The 24,091-nt window shown below is 42.5% G+C and carries 24 protein-coding genes; 3 read left to right on the forward strand and 21 right to left on the reverse strand.

Annotated elements, in window-relative coordinates:
* Positions 1–17: 17 nt before the first annotated feature.
* The gene (locus tag ABC357_RS12845) at positions 18–617 is read right to left on the reverse strand and encodes a nitroreductase family protein (RefSeq protein ID WP_412887887.1); all 600 of its coding nucleotides are present in this window, start codon (positions 615–617) and stop codon (positions 18–20) included.
* 42 nt (positions 618–659) lie between these two features.
* Positions 660–1,511 carry a VOC family protein gene (locus tag ABC357_RS12850; RefSeq protein WP_412887888.1) on the reverse strand — a complete coding sequence of 284 codons (852 nt, stop codon included), beginning with the start codon at positions 1,509–1,511 and terminating at the stop codon, positions 660–662.
* 165 nt (positions 1,512–1,676) lie between these two features.
* Here ABC357_RS12850 and ABC357_RS12855 point away from each other — a divergent pair, with 165 nt between their 5' ends.
* The gene (locus tag ABC357_RS12855) at positions 1,677–2,012 is read left to right on the forward strand and encodes a winged helix-turn-helix transcriptional regulator (RefSeq protein ID WP_412887889.1); all 336 of its coding nucleotides are present in this window, start codon (positions 1,677–1,679) and stop codon (positions 2,010–2,012) included.
* A gap of 47 nt (positions 2,013–2,059) precedes the next feature.
* On the opposite strand, the gene ABC357_RS12860 is transcribed toward ABC357_RS12855, so the two are convergent.
* The 11 genes from ABC357_RS12860 to ABC357_RS12910 form a co-directional block, all read right to left on the reverse strand.
* Positions 2,060–2,374, reverse strand: a complete 315-nt coding sequence (locus ABC357_RS12860) for a hypothetical protein (RefSeq protein WP_412887890.1) — start codon at positions 2,372–2,374, stop codon at positions 2,060–2,062.
* On the reverse strand, positions 2,359–3,390 hold the full coding sequence (locus tag ABC357_RS12865; protein ID WP_412887891.1) for an anti-sigma factor: 1,032 nt from the start codon (positions 3,388–3,390) through the stop codon (positions 2,359–2,361). The genes ABC357_RS12860 and ABC357_RS12865 overlap by 16 nt, the downstream gene beginning before the upstream one ends.
* Entirely contained in the window at positions 3,365–3,877 is a 513-nt protein-coding gene (locus tag ABC357_RS12870; protein WP_412887892.1) for a sigma-70 family RNA polymerase sigma factor, read from the reverse strand. The genes ABC357_RS12865 and ABC357_RS12870 overlap by 26 nt, the downstream gene beginning before the upstream one ends.
* 170 nt (positions 3,878–4,047) lie before the next feature.
* Positions 4,048–5,217: a toxic anion resistance protein gene (locus ABC357_RS12875; RefSeq protein WP_412887893.1), complete on the reverse strand. Its 1,170-nt coding sequence runs from the start codon at positions 5,215–5,217 to the stop codon at positions 4,048–4,050.
* A 14-nt stretch (positions 5,218–5,231) separates the two neighbouring features.
* Positions 5,232–5,879: a 5-bromo-4-chloroindolyl phosphate hydrolysis family protein gene (locus ABC357_RS12880; protein WP_412887894.1), complete on the reverse strand. Its 648-nt coding sequence runs from the start codon at positions 5,877–5,879 to the stop codon at positions 5,232–5,234.
* Positions 5,880–6,101: 222 nt separating this feature from the next.
* Complete coding sequence (locus tag ABC357_RS12885; RefSeq protein ID WP_412887895.1) at positions 6,102–6,386, reverse strand: hypothetical protein; 285 nt, start codon at positions 6,384–6,386, stop codon at positions 6,102–6,104.
* Between the two features lie 92 nt (positions 6,387–6,478).
* Positions 6,479–8,446 (reverse strand): bifunctional 2',3'-cyclic-nucleotide 2'-phosphodiesterase/3'-nucleotidase, encoded by a 1,968-nt coding sequence (locus tag ABC357_RS12890; protein WP_412887896.1) that lies wholly within the window; start codon positions 8,444–8,446, stop codon positions 6,479–6,481.
* A 485-nt stretch (positions 8,447–8,931) separates the two neighbouring features.
* A complete protein-coding gene (locus ABC357_RS12895; RefSeq protein WP_412887897.1) occupies positions 8,932–9,768 on the reverse strand; it encodes an aldo/keto reductase in 837 nt (278 codons plus the stop codon).
* A gap of 115 nt (positions 9,769–9,883) precedes the next feature.
* Positions 9,884–10,711: an aldo/keto reductase gene (locus tag ABC357_RS12900; protein WP_412887898.1), complete on the reverse strand. Its 828-nt coding sequence runs from the start codon at positions 10,709–10,711 to the stop codon at positions 9,884–9,886.
* Between the two features lie 111 nt (positions 10,712–10,822).
* Positions 10,823–11,653: an aldo/keto reductase gene (locus ABC357_RS12905; RefSeq protein WP_412887899.1), complete on the reverse strand. Its 831-nt coding sequence runs from the start codon at positions 11,651–11,653 to the stop codon at positions 10,823–10,825.
* Between the two features lie 74 nt (positions 11,654–11,727).
* A complete protein-coding gene (locus tag ABC357_RS12910) occupies positions 11,728–12,186 on the reverse strand; it encodes an SRPBCC family protein (RefSeq protein WP_412887900.1) in 459 nt (152 codons plus the stop codon).
* A gap of 197 nt (positions 12,187–12,383) precedes the next feature.
* Here ABC357_RS12910 and ABC357_RS12915 point away from each other — a divergent pair, with 197 nt between their 5' ends.
* Positions 12,384–13,121, forward strand: coding sequence for a C39 family peptidase (locus ABC357_RS12915; RefSeq protein ID WP_412887901.1), 738 nt, complete (start codon positions 12,384–12,386; stop codon positions 13,119–13,121).
* Positions 13,122–13,154: 33 nt separating this feature from the next.
* Here the strand turns inward: ABC357_RS12915 and ppk1 are convergent, their stop codons facing one another.
* Positions 13,155–15,332, reverse strand: coding sequence for a polyphosphate kinase 1 (gene ppk1 / locus ABC357_RS12920; protein WP_412887902.1), 2,178 nt, complete (start codon positions 15,330–15,332; stop codon positions 13,155–13,157).
* Positions 15,319–16,242, reverse strand: a complete 924-nt coding sequence (locus tag ABC357_RS12925) for a Ppx/GppA phosphatase family protein (RefSeq protein ID WP_412887903.1) — start codon at positions 16,240–16,242, stop codon at positions 15,319–15,321. Before ABC357_RS12925 ends, ppk1 begins: the two co-directional genes overlap by 14 nt.
* Positions 16,243–16,482: 240 nt before the next feature.
* Between ABC357_RS12925 and ABC357_RS12930 the strand changes: the two genes are divergently transcribed.
* Complete coding sequence (locus ABC357_RS12930; protein WP_412887904.1) at positions 16,483–16,806, forward strand: hypothetical protein; 324 nt, start codon at positions 16,483–16,485, stop codon at positions 16,804–16,806.
* A 183-nt stretch (positions 16,807–16,989) separates the two neighbouring features.
* Here the strand turns inward: ABC357_RS12930 and ABC357_RS12935 are convergent, their stop codons facing one another.
* The 6 genes from ABC357_RS12935 to ABC357_RS12960 all read right to left on the reverse strand — a co-directional run bounded on the left by ABC357_RS12935 (position 16,990) and on the right by ABC357_RS12960 (position 24,089).
* Positions 16,990–17,715, reverse strand: a complete 726-nt coding sequence (locus tag ABC357_RS12935) for a hypothetical protein (RefSeq protein ID WP_412887905.1) — start codon at positions 17,713–17,715, stop codon at positions 16,990–16,992.
* Positions 17,716–17,816: 101 nt separating this feature from the next.
* A complete protein-coding gene (gene dnaN / locus ABC357_RS12940) occupies positions 17,817–18,944 on the reverse strand; it encodes a DNA polymerase III subunit beta (protein WP_412887906.1) in 1,128 nt (375 codons plus the stop codon).
* Positions 18,945–19,075: 131 nt separating this feature from the next.
* Positions 19,076–20,509, reverse strand: a complete 1,434-nt coding sequence (locus ABC357_RS12945) for an NAD(P)H-hydrate dehydratase (RefSeq protein ID WP_412887907.1) — start codon at positions 20,507–20,509, stop codon at positions 19,076–19,078.
* Between the two features lie 198 nt (positions 20,510–20,707).
* Positions 20,708–21,622, reverse strand: coding sequence for a ribose ABC transporter substrate-binding protein RbsB (rbsB, locus tag ABC357_RS12950; protein ID WP_412887908.1), 915 nt, complete (start codon positions 21,620–21,622; stop codon positions 20,708–20,710).
* Between the two features lie 12 nt (positions 21,623–21,634).
* The gene (rbsC, locus tag ABC357_RS12955; RefSeq protein WP_412887909.1) at positions 21,635–22,606 is read right to left on the reverse strand and encodes a ribose ABC transporter permease RbsC; all 972 of its coding nucleotides are present in this window, start codon (positions 22,604–22,606) and stop codon (positions 21,635–21,637) included.
* A gap of 1 nt (position 22,607) precedes the next feature.
* Entirely contained in the window at positions 22,608–24,089 is a 1,482-nt protein-coding gene (locus ABC357_RS12960) for a sugar ABC transporter ATP-binding protein (RefSeq protein WP_412887910.1), read from the reverse strand.
* Positions 24,090–24,091: the final 2 nt, after the last annotated feature.

Genomic DNA, 24,091 nt, shown 5'->3' on the forward strand with positions numbered 1-24,091 from the left:
ATATGTTGTTCTCTCTATTATTTATACACTTTCACTCGGCCTGAAATAGGATTGAATTGTTTGTCTCCTGCTTCAGCCAATGGTTTTCCAAATGGCATTTGTGCTGTAAGCTTCCAGCTGGATGGCACATTCCATTCGGCAGCCACCGACTCGTCAATCAATGGATTGTAATGCTGAAGGGATGCACCGAAGCCTTCCGCTTCCAAAAGTGTCCATACAGCCAACTGAAGCATGCCGGACGATTGATCTGACCAAACAGGGAAATTGTCGCTGTACAATTCAAATTGTTGTTGAAGCGCCTTGACTGTCTCTTGGTCTTCAAAGAATAAAACAGTGCCGTATCCTGACTTAAAGCCTGCCATTTTTTGTTCTGTGCCTGCAAATCCTTCAGCAGGGACCACTTTACGAAGTGTTTCTTTCGTCAAATCCCAAAGGCGGTCATGCTGCTCGCCAAATAGAACCAGAACCCTTGATGTCTGTGAATTGAAAGCAGATGGTGTATGGTTCACTGCATGTTCGACTATTTCCTGGATTTTTTCATCTGTAATAGGCGTTTCCTTGCTGATTGCATATATGGAACGTCTATCCTTCAACGCATTGTATATATCTTTAGCCATTTTTCATTTCCCCTTTAATTGTATTTATAGTATGAAATGGTTTTACTGAATTGCGATGGCAATCCTGTTGCCCGATGGATCGGATGTGTGAAGGTAGCCATTCGACATTTCAACGGGTGCATGCAACGCCTTCAAAGAGAGCTTAATTTTTTCAATGTCTTCGTTGTCGGTGACGGAAAGGATGAATTCTTCAAGGCCGGCACTGTGGCGCCCTGCCTGCGGGACCCCTACTCCATTCCAAGTGTTCAGCCCTATATGATGATGATAGCGCCCTGTGGACAAGAAATATGCCTGATTGCCCAAGGCACTGACAACTTCATAACCGAAAGCCTTACTGTAAAACTCAGCTGCTTCGGAAAGATGGGCCACGTGGAGATGTATATGCCCCATAACTGTTCCCTGAGGCATGCCTGCCCATTGTTCTCCTTTGCCCGCGGCTAAAATCCCTTCAGCATCAAGCTGATTCATAGCCATTTCAACTTGGCCGCCCTTCCATGTCCAATCCAATGCAGGGCGGTCGCAATACACTTCAATACCATTTCCATCAGGATCATCGAAATACAAAGCTTCGCTTACTAGATGGTCTCCGGCTCCAAGAGGGTAATTGGCTTTGGCCATATGGAGAAGGAATTTCCCCAACTCTTTCCTCGAAGGCAACAGGATAGCGAAATGGTATAAGCCTGCTGTCCGGGCTTCCTTAGGAGTAGCGCCATCCGGTTGAAGCAATGTCAGGATGGCCCGGCTCCCCTCCACTCCCAAATCCGCTTCTTTTTCCGTTTTTCGCAGAACCTTGAATCCAAGGAAATCCGAATAAAAATGAAGCGATTTTTCCAAATTAGTAATAGTCAATCTGACTTGCTTGATAAATCTATTCGGAGTTGTATGAAATCCCATCTCTTTTCTCCTCTTTTCTATAATCGAGCCAATCTGTAAGTTAGTTACTTTATGTAAGTAAGTATAGTTTTATTATTTATATACGTCAAGTAATTAATTATAAAAAAGTAATTATTTTATTTTTTGTAAGAATAATGTATAATTAGACCTATAGAGGTGAGGACTATGAATGAGTCACATTTATGTCCCAGGTTCGAGAAAGCCATGAGCATTATCAGCCAGCGTTGGACCGGCCTGATCGTTTATCAGCTATTAAACGGGGGGCCTCAGCGTTTCAGCGAAATAGAAGCGGGCATTACGATAAGCGGAAGAGTTCTTTCCGACCGGCTGAAGGATCTGGAACAAGCAGGTATTGTCAAAAGAGAGGTTTATCCTGAAACTCCTGTCCGGATTGAATACTCCCTTACAGATAAAGGACGAGCATTAAAACCCATTTTCGAATGCGTCGAAACGTGGTCCCACGATTGGATCCATATTGAAGAAAGCGGAAAAAGTGAATGACGGAACCCGAAAAAACGGCACCCCCGAATGGGATGCCGTTTTTTTCTTTATGGCACATAATTTATAGATAATTGAAAAACTATCATTAATACATAATACACCAAAATGAAGGCATGCAATCCAATGCCCCAAATGGCATAAAGCCTGGAATGTTTTTTCGTGAATAAACCTGCGATTCCCAATAATAGTCCTATCAATGGCATCTTGCTGAAGAAAAGGCCTAAAAACAGCTTCGACTGAGTCAAAAAATAGATATTTCCCGCCACTAATATGATCAAAGCGAGAAGAAAGGATAAAAAACCAGTCACCGTCGGCAGCTTTGAATGGCTCCGCCATTTCTTTTTCTTTAATGGTAATTCCACAATTTAACCTCTCCTATCTTAATTCCTTCTATCTGTTCATTATTTCTTAGTTCGGCAAAATCTTTCGTCGGTCCTGTCACCACAGCTCCATATATTCCGATCCCGTTCTTCTCAATAAAACGTAAGCGTTCCGTTAAATGAAGGGTCTGATTTTGAGATCTTTTATCCGTGATAGTATCCACATTCTTTTGTGAATCAGCCAATTCCTTCAATACGTTGCTGAATACTGCACGATGTTCTTCCTCTCCTGAATAGGTCGCCCATAAATGATCATCTGGTTGAACTGGAAATCCGATCGGTATGACTGGAAACCCTTCTTCATCATTTTGTTTACCTTCTATCCCTGTATCGACTGCCAGCCATCTTAGCTCCAGAGAAGCAGGCAGCATCTTTTCTACTTGCTCCTGAGTAAGGATTTCACTGAAAGACATATATACTTCGGTTATTGTGCCGTCCGGCAAATCCCTTATGGTGTTCCAACCAGAGTAAAGATTGGTCTTTGAAGTTGCCTTAGGATGAAATAGCATGGTAGATTCAAAGTTATCTTGCGGTTTCAAAGGCATATCATAGGATGCCTCAATTTTTGGAACATCGGCGCTAGACATCATGAATTCGATATTGTAATGCCTCGTTTTATAGACATCTCCCCCTATTTTAGACAGCACGTCAAAAGAGGTTTTCAAGGTGAATAAGCCAATATCTGTATCGATCTTACTTCTATCGACCGTACTGTTCGGGACAGTTGTCTCAATGGTTTTAATTGCCTGGTCGATCAAGCGGTCCGCTCTGGAATCCTGGCTGTAATACATATAAGACAATAAATAGAGGACGGGGCAAATAAGCAGGATAACGGCCAAAGAAATCATAACCGTTGTAATTCGGGCAGTATGTTTTCCTTTCATGATAATCCGTTTCTGCCCTTCTTCATTCAACGCATTCTCTGCTTCAAATTCATTTATTGTTTCTTTAAGGTATAAAGCATATATTTCTTCATCTCGATTCTGTCCATCCTTCATCGCTGTGGTTCAACTCCTTTATCTTCTTTATGGCTCTCTGCCTTCCTCTGTATAAATGGCTCTTTACAGTGTTCAGCTTCATATTCAACACCTCTGCGGCTTCTTTATTAGACAAACTGTGCAAATCGCACAAAATGAGCACATGTTTCTCATTAACCGGCAGCTCATGGATAATGGATAAAAGGCGCCCATAGTTTTCTTTCTCCATCAACAGACTTTCTGGAGTATTGCAGTCTTTGCCAACTGAATAGACCGAATCCTGTATATCCACTCGTTTATGCTTTCTTTGGAAATCAATAAATGCATGATAAGCTACCTTGAATAACCATGCCTTCATATTGTATATTTCGCATGATTCCAATTGGACATATGCTTTATAGAAAGCTTCCTGGACTAAATCCTCTGCAGTATGGTGATTTTTGGAGAGAGAGAAAACATAGCGGTAAATATCGTTTACATAAAGCCGGAACATTTCATCAAGTTCCACCAATCTTCCCCCTTTTCACTTAATCCACGGATGAAAACGAAATAAGTTGCACTATTAAACAAAATTGTAAATAATTTTATATTTAAGTAAAATATAACAAATTATCAGTGTTGAAGGCATAAAAAAAGCAGCCCATACCGGGCTGCGCTTTTTTTCGTTTTTTCTATTTATTAGTTTTGAGGCTTTATATTCAAGAGTTTCTGCTTCAAATCCTCTTCCATGCTTGTCAGCTCTATTTGGGCCTGCTGGCGTTTGATTCGCCCTTCTGCCTGGATGCGGATGGTTTCTTCAAGTGCAGTCACAAGATTGTCCTGTGTTTTCTTCAATGTTTCAATATCCACAAGGCCTCTTTCATTCGCTCTGGCTGTTTCAATTGTATTCACTTTCAGCATCTCGGAGTTTTTCAACAATAATTCATTCGTCGTTTTTGCCACTTGATTTTGCGCATTGACGGCACTTTTTTGGCGAAGCAAGGCTAACGCAATCGCCACCTGGTTTTTCCATAATGGAATGGCCGTCATAATGGAAGACTGGATCTTTTCCGCTAACGTTTGGTTCGTATTTTGAATCAAGCGGATTTGCGGCGCACTTTGGATCGTAATTTGGCGGCTTAGCTGCAGATCATGCATCCGTTTCTCCAGCCGATCCACAAATTGCATCATATCGTTCACTTCTTGGACAGCCATTTGATCCCCGGTCTCTTCAGCTTTTTTCCGGAGTGCCGGGATGGTTTTCTCATTCAATTCAGCCATTTTGATTTCAGCTGCAGCGATGTAGATATTCAATGCATGAAAATAATCCTTATTTTTCTCATATAATTGCTCGAGCATGCCGATATCTCCAAGCAGCGTATTTTTTGCATGGGTCAATTGGACAGCAATGCGGTCAATTTGAACGGAAGTCTTTTGGTACTTGGACAATGTCTCCTGAATGGAAGACTGGATTTTTCCGAAGAATCGTGAAACGATGTTCTTCTTCGCATCCAATTCCTCCGGCTTCACACTTTCAAGCCGCTTCATCAAATCGCTGAGGATATCGCCGATCTCGCCAATATCCTTCTTCTGCACCTGGTCCAGCATCGCATGCGAAAAGCTCATTAGCTTCGACTGCGCTTGTGTTCCATACATCATCATTGCCTGAAAATCGGTCGGATCGATCTGTTCCGCCAATTGAAGGGCACGTTCCTTATTTTCTTCCGGCAGTACATCAACCAAACGCTGGGGCTTGGCTTCTGTTTCCTTCTTTAATTCAAGAGGCTGTTCTCCATGTTCGCCGCCGAAAGGATTGGATAGTAAATCATCCAATGAATCGCTTTTATTTAAAGATTGGTAATCGCTCATCTAAAACTCCTCCTCTATGACTTTAAATCTTCATCCTTGTTTTTTTCAATGGACTGTTTGGCTACATCCAATTCCAAAGCCAATGATTCCACATCGCTTGAAAGCAATTTGAACAAATCCTGCTCCACTGTTTCACTCATAGAGGAAATTGTAATGCGCGTATCGCGCAAGGACTCTTGGATTTCTGCTGTTTTTACAGGCTGCTTGGTCAAAAATACATATTTTTCCGTTAGTTCAACAAGTGAATCCAGATGCGAATAATAGAAGGCTTCCGCCTCATAAAACCGCTTTGGTTCATTTTCTACAATTGATTGTATTTTTTTCGCTACGCGGATCACATCATAATTCTGCTTGATGGTGAACACATTGCCTACTGAAAACATCACTTTTTGCAGGCGGGAAATTTTCCCCTTGGCTTCCACTAAATGTTCTTCTATATATTTATATTCCCTGCGGGACAATCCGCTGTTCTTTACTGTTTTTCTGGCAAAAATCCACTTCAGCCCAAAAAAAGTAATGAACGCTGCCCCTATACCGGATAGCAATGAATAGAAAAAGTCTACATCGAATGCTAGCAGGCATATAAAGAAGGCAATTCCAAAGGAAAGAACGCCAACCCCAAGTCGGAAGATAAACAAGAATATCGATACGATCGGTTTCATCTTACATCGGCTCCCTATTAGTAATTCCTTATTACGTATTTACGTTTATCGTTCTATAAAGTTTCATTGTAAGCCGGCCTTCAGCCCGGCTATACGGCTATTCGTTCTTCTACCGTTTTCGGAATAAGGAGTCATCGATTGCTGGTGAATGATCCTTAAGCCTATTATACCAATTCTATCGCCTTACCTAAATAAGACGCCAGGCTTACATGCTGCTAAGCCCTATTCTGAATCATTTCTTTGTATATTCAGTATACCTTTATTTTTCCCTAAATAGCTATAAAGCAAAACAGAAAAGCTGTGAACTTTCATGCCCTGGCAACTAATCATTACCGTATTTTGTATATTTGACAAAAGTTGCGTAACACACCCTGCTTTTTCCATACAAGTATATGCAGGCGGACTATGATAAGCCATTACCTGTTTGGTTGCCAAGCTGTCACTCTTATATTCATACTGACCGACTCTTATTTGAACACATCCAACAATCTGTTTTTCATCGGCCATGCTTTTTTACCATTCCTAAAAAAAGGGTGTAGCTGAATAAATGTCCCTATAACAAAGATCCTGCACCAAATATGCAGGATCTTTGTTATCGACTATTTTGTTAAGTCATACGAATACTTAGTCAATCCGTTATCGAGCGTTTCAATTGCTGAAATCGGCGTATTCCCAGTCAACGTTTGTTTTCCCTTAGAGCTAGAGGAGAACACGATTTTTGCTTTTGAATGGTCTACACTTTTTATTTTCCAATTGTCATTTTTATCAATTATGTTGTTTTTATGATCTTTCAAGTATTTCGCTACAATCTCTCTGTTTTCGTCAGAAGAAATATATACCGTTGTTTTCCCCTCCTGAGTGGCCGGGAACTTACTGCCTCCACCAGAGAAATAAGAATTGGTCACAAGAAGGAATTCCTGGCCATCCTTCAGTTTTTCGCCGTTGAAGGTAACATTCGTTACTCTTTCTGCATGTTCATCTATTAAATTGCCATCCATATCATAACGCGGCGCCTTTGTTACATCAAACTCATAGTTCAACCCATCCATCACATTGAAATTGAAGGGAACAAAATTGTCGTTTAGCAATTCCTGTTCATCGCTGCTTGCCGGATCGATTGTATTATAAATAGTTGCTGTTCTTTCCAGCATTTCTTTCAGATCTTTGCCGGTAACTTTCATTACAGTCAGGTTGTTAGAATATTTATATAGGTTCGTAACATCCTTTGTCGTAATGTCGCCTTTTGGAATATCCACGTAGTCATCTGCTGCACTGCCTGCCTTGAAAGGGGCAGCAATGCTGATCAACGGCAGAGACTTATACTGCTTAAGCTCTTCTATTTCTCCTTGTTCAATGCCCTTTTTCACATAGTTTATCTGGGCTTTCTGGACAATGTCCAAAGACTCGTTATCACTGACTAACGCAAAGAATGAATTCAGGTTTTTATCGATGGTGCCGATTGGGCTGCTTACATATTCAATTGTCTTATCATGATATTCTTTCACATCTGAAACAACCGTTTTATCGTTTTCACTATCTTCCACACTTCTCAACTCAGACTTTGAATCGATAACTGACCAGCGGCCGTCCTTCTGCTGAAGTTTCAAATCAATCACTCCGAGGTGGGATCCAAAGTAATTAGACATCGTAGTAGCTACACCATTAATTGTTCCCTTTTTCACATCAACATTTTTAAGATTGTTGATTTTCTCTTCTGTTGAAGGAAAAGCTTGGTGGGTATGCCCTGCAACTACTGCATCCACGCCTTTTACCTTTGTCAATTCATAAGAAGCATTTTCATCATATTCAGAGTGCTCTTCATCGCCATATCCAGAATGGGCAACAGCCAGGACAATGTCCACTTTCTCTTTATTTTTTAGAATATCCACCATTTCGTTGGCGGAATCAACAATATCCTTAACCACCACTTTACCTTCTAGCTTGGTCCGGTCCCAATTCAGAATTTGCGGAGGGACGAAGCCTGCGACTCCAATTTTCACAATCTGTTCCTTGCCGTCATTGTCCATTACTTTTTCCTCAATGACTTCATAAGGCTTGAACATATGATTTCCCTTTGTATCATAGACATTCGAATTAATAATGGACATCTTTTCTGTTCCCTTGATAACATTGTTCAAATAATCCAATCCATAATTAAATTCATGGTTCCCAAGGGATGCTACGTCCACGCCTACTTTTGATAACGCATTGTAAACCGGATGCCCCTTGCTTAATGGATTTTGGGCGTAATAATCCCCTAGGGCGCTTCCTTGGATGGTATCCCCATTATCCACCAGAATGAAATTATCAATCTTTTCATTTTTGCCTTTAGTAGATTCTTTCCGGGCATCACTAATGACTGTAGATAATTTACTTAAACCGATTTTATTATTCTCTTCAGTTGTAAAATAATCATAGTTCATAAGATTGGCATGCAGATCGGTGATCGTTCCTATCCTTAAATCAACTGTCGGTTCCTCTTTTGTTTTGCTGTTGCTCATGGCCATTAACAGGCCCCCTGTTGCGATGGTTGCCGCTACTGCAATGGGTACGATTTTTTTCTTCATGTTCTCCTCCACTTGTCTAATATGTTTTTGTTTTTTATGTAAGAAAGAAAACGATTTTTTTGAATTATAATTTATAAATCTCCCTTTTTGAAAAAAATAGTGTATTAACTTAATTCACAAAAGTATTTCTTTTTCCTACATTAGGATATCGGCCTCTTAAACAACCAATTCCATAGTCTATTTTTAATGCTCTGCGGGAGTCTTGCCGCTTCTGCTCTCACGATGGAGCAATCACCGTACCCACTGCGAAAGTGTCTTTTTTGATAAATGTCAATGACCAATATGAATGGAATTATCAATTGTTCCCCATGAATAATGACAACTAGCGAAAATCAAATAAGAGGCTCACCGGCAGCACTATCCGTTGCCTTTCAAAAACGGCAAAAAACACCCCAAACGTTAGATTTCCCTCTCTAACATTTGGGGTGCATCAGTACCTGCCCAATTCAATTGAACAAAATTCCATTCAGCATTAGGCAAACGATTTAAAAATCAAAATGGAAGTTATCAGGGTCCTGCCCTGCTCTTTCATTTGTATTCATGCGGTCTATTGTTGCCATTTCTTCATCACTAAGTGCAAAATCGAACAAATCGGCATTTTCTTCGATGCGGTGTGGCTTGACCGATTTAGGGATAGTGATGATATCATGCTGCAAGTCCCAGCGCAAAATGACTTGGGCGACGGTTTTGCCATGTTTCTCTGCAATCTGCTTCAATTGAGGATCATTGAGCAAACGGCCGCGTGCCAATGGCGACCATGCTTCAACAGCAATTTGCTGCGTTTGGCAATAAGCTCTCAATGCCTCTTGGTTTAAGTTGGGATGCAGTTCTATTTGATTGACCATCGGCTTGATGCGGGCATCCTTCAATAGATCTTCTAAATGGTGCTGATGGAAGTTGCATACTCCGATTGCTTTTACTTTACCTTCCTCATACAGCTTCTCCATTGCTTTCCATGTTTCTTTATACGACTCGGCTACAGGCCAATGGATTAAATATAAGTCCACGTAATCAAGGCCAAGCTTATCCAGGCTTGTTTCAAAAGCGTCCAATGTAGATTGGTAGCCCTGATCGGAATTCCATACCTTTGTGGTTATAAACAATTCCTCACGCGGCAATCCACATTCTTTGATCCCTGCGCCAACTGCCTTTTCATTCTTATAGATGGCCGCTGTATCAATCGAACGGTAGCCGGTTTTGACAGCATGTTTGATGCTCTCCACCGCCTGTTCATTATCTTCCATCTTGTAAACGCCCAATCCGAGCCTCGGCATCTTAACACCGTTATGTAATGTTGTTGTATCTTTAATGCTGTTAATCATAAAAGCCCTCCTTAAAGTTCTTGATGATATAGTCATATACTACACGAAATTTGTTCAAAAAGCATTAGAGCCGGCAGGTAAACGCCCTGCCGGCCCTTACAGCTTGCCGGAACTATTAAAAATCAAAATGGTCGGGATCTGGGCCAGTCCGTTCATTCTTATTCATAGCATCGATAATCCGCATATCCTCTGCAGATAATTCAAAATCATAGATTTCAGAGTTGGTGATGATCCGCTCTTTTTTGGATGATTTCGGTATTACCAGTACACCATTTTGCAAATCCCACCGAAGAGTGATTTGCGCCGTGGTTTTTCCATGTTTATCCGCGATACGCTTCAACGTTGGATTTTCAAGAACGGAACCGTGGCCAAGAGGAGCCCAGGCAATCACTTTCATATCATGTTTGCTGCAATAGTCCCTTACTTCTTCCTGTGATAGCAGCGGGTGAAGCTCCACTTGGTTCACCATCGGTTTCACTTCCGCCGCGCTCATTAAGTCTTCCAAATGATGAGGTTGGAAGTTGCATACTCCTATCGCTTTTGCCTTGCCGCCACGGTATATTTTTTCTAGAGCCTTCCACGTTTCTTTATATTTGCCTTTCACCGGCCAGTGGATTAAATAGAGATCCACATAGTCCAATCCCAAGGCCTCCAGGCTTTTATCGAATGCCGCTAATGTAGACTCATAACCTTGGTCGCTGTTCCATACCTTCGTTGTAATGAACAAATCTTCTCTTGGCACATTGCATTGCTTAATGGCTTCCCCGACTTCTTTTTCATTTTTATACATGGAAGCAGTATCAATCGCTCTGTAACCCTCATCGATGGCATGGCGGACTGCTTCAACCGCTTCCGCTCCTTCCATTTTAAAGACGCCAAGCCCAAAAACAGGCATTTTCACGCCATTACTCAATGTAGTAGTATCCTGCAGTGTTTTGTACATCTATAACTCCTCCTCTAATAATCACTTCTGTATGTATACCCTGGGCAATCGCATTTCACACATGGCAGCAACCATAAAAGGCCCTCCCAAAAAGAAGGAAGGCCGATACTATTAAAAATTAAAGTTATCCGGGTCTGCACCAACACGTTCGTCCTTATTGCACTCATCGATCGCTTTCATTTCTTCTGGGGCCAACTCGAAATCAAAAATTTCACTATTTTCGATGATGCGGTTTTCATGGATGGACTTTGGTATGACAATGATGCCGTTTTGCAAATCCCAACGAAGAATGATCTGTGCCACAGTCTTCCCGTGATGATCCGCAATCTGCTTCAAAACCGGATGATCTAGGATTTTCCCATTTCCGAGCGGAGAATAAGCTTCGACTACGATATTTTTTTCCTTGCAGAAAGAAATCAATTCTTTTTGAGTCAGCAATGGATGCAATTCAATTTGATTCACCATCGGAACAATTTCTGCCTCAGTTAGCAGGTCTTCCAAATGGTGCTTGTGGAAATTGCAGACACCGATCGCTTTTGCTTTGCCGTCACGGTAAAGTTTCTCCATAGCCTTCCATGTTTCTTTATACTTCCCTTTTGTCGGCCAATGGATAAGATATAAATCGACATAGTCCAATCCAAGCTTTTCCATGCTTGCATCAAAGGCGGCAAGAGTGGATTCATACCCCTGGTCGCTATTCCACACCTTTGTTGTGATGAACAACTGTTCACGGGGGATTCCACTTTCCTTGATGGCCTGCCCCACACCGATTTCATTTTTGTATGCAGCTGCTGTATCGATTGCCTTATACCCAGCCTTTATCGCACTTTTGACAGAAGAAATGACAGTGGAGCCATCCTCTACCTGCCAAACGCCCAATCCGACCAGCGGCATCTCAACATCATTATGTAATTTAATTGTATCTTGTAAACTCGTAATCATCGTAATCCCTCCTGAATGATTGGTTTGCATTAATAGATTACACATATTCTCTCACATATACAAAAATTTGAACCTTAACCGGAAGCCAAGCCTGTTTTCCCAGTAAGTTCTTCTTTCATTTTATCGACAAGTTCAGATGTAATTTGCGGGACGAACGTTTTGAGCACTGAATTGACCATTCCGCCCATCAATCCTCCTGCAGAAATATCCAGGCTGCCTTTTATTGCAGAAATCCCTTCATCGATGTAGCTCAATTCAAAATAACCGGCCCCTTTGAAAGGATCACTGACTCCGCGAAGATTAAAGGTGATGCTTGCCGGCTCACATCTCATTAGTTGTTCTACTTGTAACGTGACTTTCTTTTTCATAAAGCCGAAGTCCCCTAGGAATACCCATTCAATTTCATCTTCTGATAGGATACTGTGTGAAATATACCCCGGCATTAACGGCAGCCAATTATCCGGCTCGCTGGTAAAATCCCATGCCTGTTCAATCGTAATGCCTATCTGCACTTCCTTTTCACTGATCGCCATACAAATAGTCCCTCCTGCACAATTAATAACTACTTTTAGTCATTCTCTATAAGCTTTTTCAATTCCTGCTTCAAGCTGAATTCTGCAAAAAAGAACTTGCAGGTTTACTGGGCATTCTAGGAATGGCATAATATGCATGGAACACGTTGCAATTCAATTACTTCTGGACATGAACATATAATTGGGAGAGATGATGATTGAAAGCTATCAAAAAACTAATTCTGCTAATCCTCTTGGTTTGTATTCTTCTATTCTTAGTACAGGCAAAGACAGCTTCTTCAAGTGGATTTATGCAAAAAGCGGAGGATTTTTTCAATAAAGTGACCGACTTTTTTACTTCCTCTAAAGGAGAGGGGCCTTTGGATGTGCCACTTGTGATGCAATATCCTGAATTGCCGAGAGGATGTGAAGTGACAAGCCTTGCAATGGTCCTGCAGTACAATGGGAAAGATGTCGATAAGATGACGCTTGCAGACCAAATCAATAAGGTTCCATTTGAACAAAGCGGGCTCAGGGGGAATATGCACGAAGGATTTGTCGGCAATATGTATACACTGGATAAGTCGGGACTCGGAGTATATGTGGAACCCATTATAGAATTGGCAGAGAAATATGTCCCAAAACGCAAGATTGTTAATTTGACAGCAAAGGACCCTGAAGATTTATACCATGCAGTCGAAAAAGGACATCCCGTATGGGTCATAACGAATGCACGCTATAAAGAGTTAACGAGGGACCATTTCCTTACTTGGAACACCGATCAAGGAAAAATGGATGTTACCTACCGCCAACACAGTGTGGTCATTACGAATTATGACGATGAATATGTGTATGTGAATGATCCATTACAAAAGGAAAAGAATAGGGCGATAAACAGGCAGAATTTCGAGGCTGCCTGGATTCAGATGGGACGCCAGGCTATGTATATCAAGTAGCCATCCGCCACGGCCAAAAAACAGGAAGGACGCTTATGCGCCTTCCTGTTTTTTTTGTTCAGCTGCCCTTCCTAGCAATTTGGCAAACCATCCCCATTTTTTCTTAGCTGGGATTTTTTCCTCTTCCTCATCAGGTATTGCTTTCGCTCTTAAAATAGCTTCTTTCATGAAAATCCCCTGGCTGTCCACTGCAAGATACTCTGAGCCTGGCCGTTTCTTGTATTCCCCGTTGCTTTGAAGCACTCTCGCTTTTACGTTATCATTCAACCATACTTCGAGCATATCAAGAATCGTCTTTTTGACATGTGGATCTATTATCGGGCATGCAATTTCGACACGCTTTTCAGTATTTCTCGTCATAATATCCGCAGAGCTGATATACATCTTTGTATCGGCACCTTCCCCAAAACAATAGATGCGTGAATGCTCCAAAAATCGGCCGACCACACTTTCCACCATTATGTTTTCCGTCCTGCCTTTTATGCCGGGCAATAAGCAGCAAATACCTCGGATAATCAGTTTGATGTCCACACCTGCACAGGATGCCTCCGATAGTTTATTGATAATTTGCCTATCTGTCAGAGAATTCATTTTCATAATGATTTTTGCCCTCTTGCCATCCTTTGCCTTGGCGATTTCTCCGTCTATCATCGAGATCAAACCTGATTTCAAGGAAGAAGGGGCCACTAATAACTTGCTATATTGCCCATCTAGGTTGGAAATGGACATATTTTTAAAAAATGTGGCTGCATCGGCACCGATCTCCTTATTCGCTGTTATTAAAGACAAATCTGTATATAATTTTGCCGATTTTTCATTATAATTACCTGTGCCGATCTGAGTAATATATTGAATCTCGTTGTTTTCCATTCGCGTAATCAGGCAAATTTTCGTATGGACCTTATAGCCTTCGAATCCGTAGAGTACTGTACAGCCCGCTTCTTCCAATTCCTCTGCCCAATCAATGTTATTCTGTTCATCGAACCGGGCCCTCAGCTCCATTAAGACCGATACATCTTTACCATTTTCAGCCGCTTCCGTTAAATATTCGACCAGCTTTGCCTTTTTGGCAAGCCGATATATGGTGATCTTGATTGAAATAACAGCAGGGTCATTGGCAGCTTCTTTAATCAGATGTAAAAAATGATCCATCTGTTCATATGGGTAATGGCAAAGCAAATCTTTTTTCAATACATGTTTCAGGACGTTCTCGCGTTTGCCCAATTCTGCGGAGGGCTGCGGTTCGAACGCTGGATAGCTCAGTTCACGGAGAGTCGATAAGGGCAACTTTTCATGCAATGAAAAGACGTAGGACATGACAAGTGGCGCCTTTGAAAAATAGACCTGTTCCTTTTTGATTTTAAGCATATCGATCAAGTATTCCAATAAAGGCTCGCTGCATTGGTTTTGGATTTCCAGCCGGACAGGAGCCAATCTTCTTCTTTTTTTCAATATTTTTTTCATATGATGGCGATAATCCTCATCATCATCGAACACTTCATCCTCCGGGCTTATATCCGCATTTCTCGTAACGGAAATAACCGTTTTATCCGCTATTGTACAATTCTCGAATACCTCATCGGCGTATTCCAGGATGATTTCTTCTACGAGAACAAATCTGATCCCCCCGCCAGGAATATAAACGACTTTGGAAAGGCATGCCGGAACAGGAATGATGCCAAATGCCTGTTTTTCGCCTTGCTCGAGCATAACGGCAATGTTCAATGTCTTATTCGGAAGATGCGGAAATGGATGATGGGAATCCATGATCTGCGGGGAAAGGATCGGCAATATATGATTCTTGAAATATTGATCGATGAATTTCCTCTCCTTATTCTCCAACAGATTCATTTGAAGATGATGAATATCAGATGCCTTCATTTCTTTTTCAATCTCCAGAAACGCCTTATCCTTCTTCTTATACAGAGGGGTACTTTCCTTAAAGATTTTTCTCAATTGCTCCGATGGTGTTAATCCGCTCTTGTTATCGACATGATTTCCTTTAATTAAGGAGAGATCCAAAAGACTGCCGACACGGATCATAAAAAATTCATCCAGATTGCTTTCGAAAATCGAGACGAATTTTAACCGTTCATACAATGGGACATTTCGGTCCTCCGCCTCTTCCAGTACTCTTTTATTGAATTGTAGCCAAGACAATTCCCTATTCTGTGTATAGCTAATATCTGCTGCTTTTTTATTTTTCCCCATTGCCTCTACCTTCCTTCAAAACTCTTTTATATAAATATCCTTCACGGACACCGAACTTACTGACAAAAATCGTTTCACACTGAAATCTCTTGGCGATGGTCTGAAGAATGACCATTCCCGGGATGATTGTATGGACCCTGTCAGGCACAGCTTGCAGAATAAGCCGAAGTGTCTCCTTCTTGCCTTTTTTCAATCCTTTCAGCATGCCGGCTATATCTTGCACAGCCATGGACCGGAAGTCACTGCTGCCGTTTAATTCATTATCCAGCTTTTTAGCTGCGCGGATTGTTCCGCCCACTCCACAGACAATAGGGATTGTTCCGGGAGGTATACTTCCTGACAATTTGTCCAACTCTCGCTCCACTCGCTCACGAATAGCTTTCTTTTCGTGCTTTTCCGGGAATAGCTTTTCAACATAGTCAGAAAACATGCTTAATGAACCGATCGGCAACGAGAAGGCTTGGACGATTTCCCCCTTTTCGATAAAAGCCAATTCAGTCGATCCGCCGCCAATATCAATCATTAGGCCATGTTCAATTCTTTTGCCATGCGTCGCCCCAATAAAATCCAAGGTCGCTTCTTCTTCGCCGCCAATGATCTCTACTGAAAAACCGGTTTTCTCCTTGATCACTCTGACCACTTCATCGCTGTTCACGATATTGCGCAATGAAGCTGTGGCAAACGCGTAGACTTGTCCAATATCAAAATGGTCAGCGATCATTCTGAATTCTCCCAGTGTCTCTACGGCCGCTTCTATTCCCTTTTGGCTTAAAGCGCCATTCTCCACATATCCGGCAAGTCCGGCCATCGATTTTTTATGTAATAATGACGTCAGTTTTTCCTTCTCATATTGATAAATATTTAACCTGATTGTATTAGAGCCGATATCGATTACACTGTACAGCATCATTTCCTACCCCCGTTTCAACTGTTCGCCTTCCGGCAGCCCATATTAAAATCATCCTACTTTCCAAATGTGAATTCCATGTCATCATTATGTTAAAGTATTCTAACAATTCGACCATCCATCTTTTTACGGTAAAAAACCCTTCATCGCTGTTGGAAAAAGGGTGGATAAATATACAAATACATGAAATTATCTCTTTATATGGTAAACTATTAATACAGTTTGTTAATAGGAGGGACACTCTTGAAAAAAATCCTCACAATCGCTTCAACATTATTGTTAATCGCCGCCATCAATCTAGGCATCAGCATATTTACAAAAACAGCCTTTATCGATTTTTCCTTTGCTGTCGGCCTCATTTTCAGTGTATTGATTTGGTATTTTACATCCAAAGGCGGCGCGACTGCGAAAATGGCCGATTCTGTTGTTCAATTTGGTACAGCCAACTTCAAAATGAAAACAGAGAAACATGCCTTTTCACCAAGTGCGGCCTTTTATACATCATTGTCCTACACCGTTCTTTCAGCACTCTTCACATTTCTTTACTATAAAAGCTATTTCCTATAGTAGATTCTATTAACATCCTTGCACTGATGGAGGATGCACTTGCAGTTACTTTTAAGTGTACATAGAGCAGGCGGTACCGGAGACCTGGTTCAATTCACTGATATGTATGGCGATTATCCTTTTCCCATCTACAAAATGCAGAGAGGAGCCCAGCAGCTCCTCTCCTTTGGCTAGAATAAATATTCATTCCGCGACAAATACATTTTCACTTTCAGGACTCCAATTTTGCCCTTTGTAATCATTTTGGCCTTTTATGCTAATGTTGCACGGCAGAACGGTATACTGCACACCTGGAACCATTTTCCTCTTAAAAGTGAGCGCATACTTCGTATTAGAATCATCGAGCGATTCTATATGGGCCATCTCCGGAGTAAGGCTGTTTCCAGGCAATAGAACGCGGTCATTCTGCGACATGCTTGCGACACCATCCGTTTGGCTTTGATTGTTGCGGATCCAATAATTCCGGACATTCAACGCGGCAGCCTTATCAGTTGGCACATCATAATCCAACTCTATTTGATTCGGCGAAACCTGCCTTACATCCAAAAGGATCGGATGGGCAGGTGCTGTGGATGGCTCCGGCTCCCTTATGCTTTCTTGAATAGAATAGGCATTGGCTTGCTGTTGGGCGTATTGTTGTCGATAAATGGACGGATCTGAAATAGTTCCATTGGCAGCTGAAGCTATATCCACATATCGGGTAGGTAAATATGTCACTGGCCCCTGAAAAAATAGCCCGTTAAATAAGTCGCTGTATCCATTGAAAGACGGCATTCCGTATCTGGCCATTCCTGGATAAGAACTGTTTATCCAGGGCATTTGCCCATAAAAAGCCCTGTAAGGATAAGAGCTGGGAAAGAAAGACTGCCCAGCATAGATCGATGGATATATGGTTGAGTAAAGATTCAAAATAAAGAACCTCCCAATCGTTTATAGTCTTTTGACTATAAGCATTGTATGTAACAACTAGTGGAATGTGCCCGCAAAAAATGTAGTTGGCTTTTACTCTTTCATGAATGGCGAACTTGAGAGATAAAGTGGATGTGAGATTCATCCTCTTCTCCCTCGATGGCAATCGGACCCATTCCAACTGCAAAACCCAGTTTAACTTTTTTCCCTTTGTAAGCAAGCAACGCATCCTTCAAATACTGTCCATTAACAGTTGCACAGACATTACGGCCACCCTCAAAGCTTTCAGGCTCCAAGCACTCAATTATGGTACCCATTTCTGTTTCCATTGAAGAAACTTGGATTTTTTTCTCCTCATCCAAGGCAAGCCGTATCATTTTATGTTCACTTCTGCCGGAAAACAAAAGGGCCCTCTCAATCACTTTCAAAAAAGAGTTTGTATCGAGAAACGCAATAGCTGGCGCCTTTTTGGAAAAAAATCTCTCCACATCCGGAAATGTCCCCTCTATCAATCTTGTATAGATGATTGTATTCTCGTATTGGATGCGCAGCAAACAATGATCTATCGAAAACTCAGCTTTACCCGGCTGGCCTTGGAATAGTTTATGTAGTTCATTCAGGGCCTGCCGGGGGATGATGCAGGATGCAGGATCCATCCCATAGCTGATCAATCTTTTATCGATAGCCATTCTGTACGAATTGGTTGCAGCCATTAAGGCCACCCCCTTTTTCAAAGAAAAATAAGCGCCTGATAAAACAGGCTTTTTATCATTTTTCGATTGGGCATAATACGTGTGCCTGATCATATCTGCCATTATCTCCAGCCCTATTGTTGCCCATGTTCCAGATCCTTTTATTGTATTCTTAGGAAAAGATGTTTCCCTTTGTATCGGAAGGGAATTCAGAGTGATTTTTGCTCCGCCTGAGCGAATTTCCATTTGATGATGGCTTAGACTCTCAAGGGTTAAATCACTCTCGATTTTCCTTATTAAATCGAAAACATATTTAGCCGGCAAAGTCACCTTCCCTTCTTGTCTGACTGCCATCCCGCACACAGCTGGAAGTTCCTTCCTGATGCCCATAATGCTGTTTTCCGCTTCCAATACCATGCCGGTATTTGTGGCGCTGATCTGAATAACGCCCTCCGATGGCTGTTCACCCAAAAGAGCAATTCTGCACACCTCTTGCACTGTCTGCAAAAAAGCGGCATTCTGGATTTTTACAAACATAAACTTATCCCCCGTTCTTTCCTTCCCCTTTTTATTCGATTTCTCTCGTTCTTTTTCCTGTTTCTAAAGAACGTTTGTTTCCATAAAAAAAGGAACACACATATGTGCATTCCCTACAGCTATGTTCCCTTTTATTCGAATTCCTTCAAAACGAATTCGAGCTGGTTGCTTATATCAGTAGCGACCATGCTCGCCATGCTGTTTCCTTTGATCCATGCATCTGCACATGCCCCATGAAGATAAACAGCATTGGCAACAGCGGCTTTATGGTCAGAGTATGAACTGAGGAAAGCGAGTAAGATACCTGTAAGTGTATCTCCTGACCCTCCTTTGGCAAGTCCCGCATTCCCTGTATTATTCAGCAATGTTTCCCCGTCAGGAAAAGCGATGACTGTATACCGGCCTTTCAGGACAACAGTGACTTGATGTTCCTTCGCATACTCCTGTGCAGTTTGAATCCGGTTTTTTTGGATCTCCTCCACCGGCAAACCTGTCATTCTGCTGAATTCGCCTGGATGAGGTGTAACAACGATCATCCCTTTTCTTTCCGGGTAGGACCTTTTATCCAATGCCCCAGCGTCGAGGACGAGCGGATTTTCCGTTTTGAACAGGTGAACAAGAGCACTCTCCACTTTCTTTGTATCATCCAAGCCAGGGCCGATTGCGATCGCTTTGATCGAATAAGGTATTTGCCCATACGCTATTTTTTTCAGCCCATCATGGATAAATGTACACTCTGGTACCCTGCCTGCAATGATAGCCGCTACATATGGAGTGGTTGCAACCAAAAGCTTCCCTATCCCAGACTTCATTGCTCCAAGACTTGAAAGGACTGAGCTTCCCGGCATCTCGTCGCTTCCAGCAATCAATAATCCGGTTCCGAATGTCCCTTTATGTGAACTAGCCTCTCTCTTCAGAAAAGAAGCCTTTACATCATCCTTCGTCCATATTCTGCATTTCGAATGATGGGCCAGCCCGATATCAAGCGATTCCCTTTTCCCGTAATACTCCGTGCTTCCTTCAAGAAAGGCAGAAGGTTTAAGACCATGAAGGGACAATGTCCAGTCCGCTTTTACTGCTTCTTTCACATCGCCTTTGTCTGCCAGCACCCCAGTAGGCAAATCGATTGCGATTTTATACGCAGCCTGTTCATTTATCCACTGGATGATTGAGGTAATATCCTCTGGAAGAGGATGCCGCGTTCCGACCCCCAGAAGCCCATCAATGACAACATCATAGCCGCTGCCAGGCTCAACGGTACTGTAGCCGCATTGTTTATAATAGTGAAAATGCCTTCTTGCCACTTCGCTGGCGGCTTCACCTAACGGAAAAGTCAGGTCTGCGGGATAGCCGGCGTTTTTTAAATACCGCGCCAGAACAATTCCGTCTCCACCGTTATTGCCTCTGCCGGCTACTATCAATATTTTTTTATGTACTGGAACTTCTTTCTGGATCGCCAGAAAAAGGGATCTTCCCGCATTTTCCATTAGAGTGAACGTGTCCATTCCATCTCGTTCCGCCGCAGCATCCGCTTCTTTGATTTCCTCTCCTCTATAAATATACATATCTATTCACCTCATTTTTTCTGATTATTGCCAATGCCTTTCTATACCCTGTTCATCATCATTATATATCCAGGAACCATTAACCATACATCTTCCACGCTAGCGGATTTTCCGCTTAAATGCCCAACTGGCAGCCCTTTTTGGCAAAATGGCAGAAAAAAAGTGCCCAAACCTTCATTGTTTGGACACTTTTTCATCTTATTTAGTTACCAGCTTAAGCGGTGCTGCAATATTCTTCTCAACCTTTTTCCCTTTAACTACATCTTTTCCTGCCCGTACAGCCAATTGGCCGATCAATACCGGCTGCTGCGCTACGGTTGCGGACAATTTACCAGCCTTCACTGATGCAAGAGCATCATCGTTGCCGTCGAAGCCTACAACCGGAATGTCTTTTCCAGAAGAATTTATAGCTTCGATCGCCCCCAATGCCATTTCATCATTATGGGCGAATACCGCCTGGATGTCCGGATTTCCTTGAAGCATGTTTTCCATAACGTTCAAGCCTTTTGTCCGGTCAAAATCGGCTGTTTGTTTTGCCATTACGTTCAAATCTTTATCAGCTATTTCATGGAACCCTTTTCCGCGCTCACGTGTGGCTGACGCTCCAGGTACACCTTCCAGTTCAGCTACCTTCGCTCCCTTTCCAAGCTTTTTGACAAGGTATTCAGCGGCCATATTGCCGCCTTTGATATTATCAGATGCAACTAAGGAAGCCACTTTCCCTTTATCGGAAGAACGATCCAATGTGATGACAGGGATGCCGATATTATTTGCGGATTCTACCGCTGTTGAGATGGATGAGGAATCTGTCGGATTGATCAATAAGATATCGACCCCTTGTTGAATTAGATCCTCCACATCGTTGACCTGTTTAGCTGCATCGTTTTGTGCATCAACCACAATTGTTTTTATATGGTCCTTCTTCGCTTCCTTCACAACCCCATCCTTTAATGAAACGAAGAATGGATTGTTTAGAGTAGATACAGATAATCCTATTTTCATATCTTTCAAAGAATCCTTCTTTTCAGGCTTCGCCCAGCTAGGCGGCTCAAGCGAACATCCCCCTAACACGACAAGCGACAAGACTATGAGCAATACAGTAATTTTCTTCAACTTGAGCCCCTCCTACTCCGATTTTTTGCGGTCGATCAAGACAGCCAAGAGAATGACAAGACCTTTTACGACCATTTGGAAGAATGATGACACACCGAGCAGATTCAATCCATTATTCAATGTCCCTATGATAAGTGCACCGATCAGTGTGCCGACAATCCGTCCACGGCCTCCTGTCAGGCTTGTCCCTCCAAGTACAACCGCTGCGATTGCATCAAGCTCATAAGACGTACCAGCAGTCGGCTGTGCGGAATTCAAACGTGAAGTAAGGATGGCTCCAGCCAATGCGGCCAATAAGCCCGCCAAAGAATAAATCATTATTTTAACACGAGAAACTTTTATCCCTGAAATCAATGCCGCTTTTTCATTGCCTCCGATCGCATACGTTTTCCGTCCGAAAGGCGTTTTGTGGAGAATGACCCATAGTATGGCAAATGCCAGAATCATTGTAATTGCCGGAACCGGGATACCAAACATATATCCGCGGCCAAATAATTGAAATGCATAATTGTTTCCTAAGCCGGTAATCGGATTTCCGTCGGTATAGACTAGCGTCAACCCGCGGAAAATAGTCATTGTTCCCAACGTAGCAATAAACGGCGCCATTTTTCCTTTTGTCACCAATAAGCCGTTAATGGCCCCCATGATCGCCCCAAGCAAACAACCAAGGATAATCGCCAGAATCGGATCAATCCCTGATGTGATCATTCCGGCCATTAAGGCGCTGGATAGTGCAAGGATCGCCCCTACAGACAAGTCAATTCCGCCTGTTAAAATAACAAAAGTCATACCATATGCAATCAAGGCGTTAATAGCCACCTGGCGCAATAGATTCAAGATATTCAATGGAGCAAGGAAGCTTGGATTTAATACAGATACTACAATAATGAGAAGTATCAACCCTAGAAGCGGCCCCAATTTTTGTGTGAAGTTGCCAACATGGTTCACTTTTCCCGCTGGTTTCAATTCGTTTACTGCATTCATTTTATTGACCTCCCGTTGCAAGCGTCATTATTTTTTCCTGTGTAGCATCTGCTTTCGCCAGCTCGCCATTGATTTTCCCTTCGTGGACGACCAATATACGGTCGCTCATCCCAAGAACTTCAGGCAGTTCAGAAGAAACCATAATGATTGCTACCCCTCGTTCTGTCAGCTCATTCATCAGCTGATAAATCTCCCTTTTCGCCCCTACATCGACCCCTCTTGTAGGTTCATCCAAAATCAACACTTTCGGACCAATTCCGATCCACTTGGCTATAACCACCTTTTGTTGATTCCCTCCAGATAAGTTTTTAGCCCTTGTTTCTCCTGACTCTGTTTTGATCGATAAGCGCTTGACCAGCATATCGACAAAATCCTGTTCTGTCTTTCTGTCCATCAATCCTTTCTGGGAAAAGCTTTTCAAATTCGGCAAAGCCATATTTTCTCTGATCGAAAAATCTAGTACAAGGCCTTCATCCTTCCGATCCTCCGTGATGAAGCCAATTCCTTGCTTTACAGCCTGGGACGGCGTTTTGGCCGAGATTTTCTTTCCATCCAGCCATATTTCACCGGAGTCGAATGGATCAATCCCGAAGATGGAGCGCATGATTTCTGTCCGGCCAGCTCCCATTAACCCGGCGAAGCCTACAATTTCACCGCGTTTGACAGAAAAAGACACATGATCAAATTCGCCATTTTTTGTAAGCCCTTTCACTTCCAGCATGACTTCCCCTATTTTGGAGTCCCTTCCAGGGAAACGGTCCTTCAGCTCACGCCCTACCATTTTTCTAACCACTTCATCAAAATTGGTTTCCGGGATGGCTTTTGTATCGACTGTCCTGCCGTCACGCATAATCGTAATCCGGTCGCAAATCGTAAAAATTTCTTCCATGCGGTGGGAAATATAGACAATGCTGACACCATCCTTCTTCAAGGAAGCAATTACTTCAAAAAGCTTCTGTATTTCCCTCTCGGTAAGAGCAGCTGTCGGTTCGTCCATTATAATGACCTCGGCATCCGTCATCAGCGCCTTGGCTATCTCGATCATTTGCTGCTCACCGACTGAACAGGCACCCGCCTTTTGGTCCAACGGGAAGTTGACGGCCAATTTAGAAAATTGCTGCTGGGCCATAGCCCTCATTTCCTTCATTTTCAATAACCCAAACGGGGATCGTAGTTCTTTGCCGATAAACAAATTTTCAAGGACAGTCATCTCTGGCCAAATATTGAGCTCCTGATGAATAAAAGCGATTCCGTTCTTTTCCGCAGCTTTCGGATTTGCATACACTGTTTCCTTGCCGTTGATTGTGATTGTCCCTTGATCGAGTGTATGCACACCGGTCAAAAGGTTCATCAGTGTTGATTTACCTGCCCCATTTTCCCCCATTAATGCATGGACCTCACCCGGCAAAAGGTCGAAATCCACGCCCGTGAGCACTTGGTTGCTGCCAAATGCTTTAAAAATATCCCTCATCTCAATGTTCATGA

Origin of the sequence: Bacillus kalamii, from assembly GCF_047238185.1 — a bacterium.
GTDB lineage: Bacteria > Bacillota > Bacilli > Bacillales > DSM-1321 > Bacillus_AD.

Excerpts from the sequence above, each read along its gene's own strand:
- ABC357_RS12845 (WP_412887887.1), bottom strand. The coding sequence starts at position 617 with ATGGCTAAAGATATATACAATGCGTTGAAGGATAGACGTTCCATATAT.
- ABC357_RS12850 (WP_412887888.1), bottom strand. The coding sequence starts at position 1,511 with ATGGGATTTCATACAACTCCGAATAGATTTATCAAGCAAGTCAGATTG.
- ABC357_RS12855 (WP_412887889.1), top strand. The coding sequence starts at position 1,677 with ATGAATGAGTCACATTTATGTCCCAGGTTCGAGAAAGCCATGAGCATT.
- ABC357_RS12865 (WP_412887891.1), bottom strand. The coding sequence starts at position 3,390 with ATGAAGGATGGACAGAATCGAGATGAAGAAATATATGCTTTATACCTT.
- ABC357_RS12875 (WP_412887893.1), bottom strand. The coding sequence starts at position 5,217 with ATGAGCGATTACCAATCTTTAAATAAAAGCGATTCATTGGATGATTTA.
- ABC357_RS12880 (WP_412887894.1), bottom strand. The coding sequence starts at position 5,879 with ATGAAACCGATCGTATCGATATTCTTGTTTATCTTCCGACTTGGGGTT.
- ABC357_RS12885 (WP_412887895.1), bottom strand. The coding sequence starts at position 6,386 with ATGGCCGATGAAAAACAGATTGTTGGATGTGTTCAAATAAGAGTCGGT.
- ABC357_RS12890 (WP_412887896.1), bottom strand. The coding sequence starts at position 8,446 with ATGAAGAAAAAAATCGTACCCATTGCAGTAGCGGCAACCATCGCAACA.
- ABC357_RS12895 (WP_412887897.1), bottom strand. The coding sequence starts at position 9,768 with ATGATTAACAGCATTAAAGATACAACAACATTACATAACGGTGTTAAG.
- ABC357_RS12900 (WP_412887898.1), bottom strand. The coding sequence starts at position 10,711 with ATGTACAAAACACTGCAGGATACTACTACATTGAGTAATGGCGTGAAA.
- ABC357_RS12905 (WP_412887899.1), bottom strand. The coding sequence starts at position 11,653 with ATGATTACGAGTTTACAAGATACAATTAAATTACATAATGATGTTGAG.
- ABC357_RS12910 (WP_412887900.1), bottom strand. The coding sequence starts at position 12,186 with ATGGCGATCAGTGAAAAGGAAGTGCAGATAGGCATTACGATTGAACAG.
- ppk1 (WP_412887902.1), bottom strand. The coding sequence starts at position 15,332 with ATGGGGAAAAATAAAAAAGCAGCAGATATTAGCTATACACAGAATAGG.
- ABC357_RS12925 (WP_412887903.1), bottom strand. The coding sequence starts at position 16,242 with ATGATGCTGTACAGTGTAATCGATATCGGCTCTAATACAATCAGGTTA.
- dnaN (WP_412887906.1), bottom strand. The coding sequence starts at position 18,944 with ATGTTTGTAAAAATCCAGAATGCCGCTTTTTTGCAGACAGTGCAAGAG.
- ABC357_RS12945 (WP_412887907.1), bottom strand. The coding sequence starts at position 20,509 with ATGTATATTTATAGAGGAGAGGAAATCAAAGAAGCGGATGCTGCGGCG.
- rbsC (WP_412887909.1), bottom strand. The coding sequence starts at position 22,606 with ATGAATGCAGTAAACGAATTGAAACCAGCGGGAAAAGTGAACCATGTT.
- ABC357_RS12960 (WP_412887910.1), bottom strand. The coding sequence starts at position 24,089 with ATGAACATTGAGATGAGGGATATTTTTAAAGCATTTGGCAGCAACCAA.